This window comes from Fretibacterium fastidiosum (genome assembly GCF_000210715.1).
In the GTDB taxonomy this organism is placed as follows: Bacteria; Synergistota; Synergistia; order Synergistales; family Aminobacteriaceae; genus Fretibacterium; species Fretibacterium fastidiosum.
On sequence record NC_021038.1, the window covers coordinates 2600529 to 2603598 of the forward strand.

The 3070-nt window shown below is 60.3% G+C and carries 1 protein-coding gene; it reads right to left on the reverse strand.

What is annotated here, in order from left to right:
* Positions 1-121: 121 nt before the first annotated feature.
* On the reverse strand, positions 122-2830 hold the full coding sequence (locus SY1_RS12880) for a Synerg-CTERM sorting domain-containing protein (protein WP_409152245.1): 2709 nt from the start codon (positions 2828-2830) through the stop codon (positions 122-124).
* Positions 2831-3070: the final 240 nt, after the last annotated feature.

Here is a 3070-nt window from a genome sequence, read left to right on the forward strand (position 1 = left end):
TATCAACCGGCACTGGCACTCCAAAAGCAAAGACGCGAGAGCGGCGCCCTGTGGGCGCCGCTCTCGCGTGTCTCTCAGGCTGGAGCCTCGAGGGAGGCCCGCCTCGTCATCTGGTTTCGGACTACGCCTTCCGCTTCAGCAGGAACGCCGCGCCAAGAGCCAGCGCCAGTCCGCCAAACCCCGCATCGCACCCGCCGCCGGAACTGTCCTTCTTGTTGTTGCCAGGCTTGTTGTCTCCGGGCTTGTTGCCGTCGCCAGGCTTGTTGCCGTCACCGGGCTTGTTGCCGTCACCAGGCTTGTTGCCGTCACCGGGCTTGTTGCCGCCGGGCTTCTTGGTGTCGGCCTTCATGTCCTTCAGCTTCTTGTCCACGGTGATATCCTGCTTCGTGCCGTCGGTCATCGTCACGGTCACTTTCTTGATCGCCGCACCCGCCGCGATCTCGGCCTTCGTGGTCTTGCACGTCAGCTTCAGCGTGTACTCCTTGGTCTTCGCGCTGGCCGTGGGCAGGACGCTCTTCCCGTTCGCGTCCAGCAGCTCGGCCTTCGGCTTCTCCTTCATGCCGGAGGTCTCCACCGCCACGGCCTTCGGCGTGCCCGCCAGCTTCAGCTTCGCCTGGAGCACCACCTCTCCCGCGTCCCCGCTGATGGCCGTCGTGGTCCAGCTCGCCGGGTCGATGCTCGGCTTATCGGAGTCGTCGTCGTTGCTGCCGCCGGACCCGGCCTTCAGCTCGACGTCGACAAAGCCCTTGAAGCCATCGCTGTTCTCAGCGATAACCCTCAGGAACCCGCTCTTGAAGCCCTGCTTCAGAGTCACACGGTACTCCGCCCTGAAATCGCCGGCAAGGCCCGGCGTCACCTCGGCGGTCCCCATGGCATCGAGGCTCACAAGCTCTGTCGTCCACTTCCCGGCCCCCACGACCACGTTATTGATGACCTTCACGGTCACGTCGCACAGGTTCCCCAGGGAGGCCGTCGTCGCCTCCAGCGCAGGGATGCCGAAAGGCTTCACCATCGTGAGGATCAGCTTCTTCCTATCGGTATCGAGTGCCGCGGTCGCAAAAGTGGGGTCAATATCGCTCGTGATGTTCTTTCCCGGAGTAAGCTCATCTTCCATCTCCAGCAGCGTGACCTTTCCGCCCGCCGGCTGGTCCTGCAACCAGGTCGCAGGACCCCTCATCGTCAAGCCATTCGCCAGCGTAACCTTCTTCACCTTCAGGACCGGGTCCTGCGTCGCGACGTCGACCGCAATCGCCGAGTTGGCAGCGTCCTCTGTCAGCTCCAGCTTCGAGAACTCCCCGCTGGGCAGGGTCAGGGTGCCGCCAGCAAGCTTTATTTTGACCTCCCCCGCGAGCAGGTCCTTGCCCTTCACCGCGAGTTTGGCACCGGCTGCTAGCTCTGCGTTCCACTTCACGCTCGGCGTTCCGTCCACGATCGACAGGGGCCCCGTGCTGGTCACCTTCACTTCGGCGTTAGCGACAGGGGCCAGGAAGTTGATCGTGTTCTCTGCTCCGCCGCTCTGGACCGTCAGGGGTTTCGTTGAATTCAAATTCAGTTTTTCAATCGTGTTGTTGCCGCTAAAATTCAGGGCAAGGGAAGTGGTCACATCTCCGAAAGTCAGAGTCCCAATCTTCTTATCGACCGCAAGAGCCAGGGTAGCGGTAGTAGTGGTAGGCCCCGCAAACTCGACCGCGTCTACGTTCTCGTCAGCGTTCAGGGTCAACACGCCGGCGCCGCCAGCCTCGATCTTGACCGTTCCCTCGACCGCCTTCTTCAGGGTGGCCGTATAGCCAGCAGCACCCTTCAGGTGCAGGGTTCCGTTCCCGGTCACCGCAGCGTTGAGCGTATTAGTATCAAGCTCCGCGACGGTCAAGGCCTTGCCGCTGGCGATGTCGATGGTGTTGACAACATCTCCTGTTGCCGTCGTCAACTTCACAAGGGTCATGTTACGCTGCAGATGGAGATGGCCTGAAGAATTTGAGTTAACTCCCAGATTCAATATACCGTCCGGCGTGGCCTCGACGCCAATCGCGCCGTTCTCCAAAACAAACAGGTCACCATTCTGGATATCGACGGTCTTGATGTTCGCTGCCAGCGGCTCTTTCAGCTCCAGCGTGCCCTTCTTCATCTTCAGCGTGTTAGTTACTCCAGTGCCAACGCCAAAATGCTCTGCGTTGACGGTGATGATACCGTCGTCGATCTCTAGGGAAACAGCAGAAAGCCCCGGCAACGCCCCTTTGTTATCGCTGGTGTCGGCATTCACGATCAGCCAGCTGCGGTCCGTGATCTTCAGGTCCGTGGCCGCCATCATTGGAGTCTTCAGAATCAGCGCGCCCGCGCCGGAGAGTTGCAGGGCGGCGGCAGCGCCGACTATGGTCGCTCCCGCACCCTCTGCCGCCAGGGTCAGGGTCTTGTCCGCGGAGACGGCAACCTTGTTGGTGCCGGTGAACTCCAGTCCACCCGCCACCTTGCTCGTCACCGTCGCGCTGCCCGATGCCCTGAGCTCGCCGTTATTGTCGAGGGTCAGCTTGTCGGTCTTAATCGTCAGCTTAGCGCCATCGCCAAGGTCCACCACCGCTGCTGCTGCCGCCTCTCCATCGACCTCAACCTCAAAGTTTGCTCCGATAATCGCCGTGTCGGTGGTCTTGGGGTAAGTAGTGCCATCACCCACAAGGGGCACCCAGTTTCCTGCCTCAGCCCATTTCTTTTCAGAGCCTGAAGCCTCCCCCTTCCACTTATAAGTCGTCGGCAGCGCCAACGCGGTCCCGGCGAGGCCCAGGGCGAAGACCGCCCCCAGCGCCGCCACACGCAAAAACCTCCTGTTCAAAACCATGTTCCCAACTCCTCCTTAAGGTATAGTGATAGATATTCTCAACTGAAAAATACGAACACCCCACACACGATGGTTATTGTGAAAGATACCAGATATCCGTAAAAAATGCAAGGCTCAGGGGGTTGTTTTGGCGCGAAAGACAACCCCTCCGGTTCGCTAGCGCGAACCACCTCCCCTTTCAGGGGAGGCAAAAAGAAGCGGCACACTTTAGGCCCCCGTTTTATTAGGCTCCCCTGGAAG

Coding starts and splice junctions, on each gene's coding strand:
- SY1_RS12880 (WP_409152245.1), bottom strand. CDS start 2,830: ATGGTTTTGAACAGGAGGTTTTTGCGTGTGGCGGCGCTGGGGGCGGTC.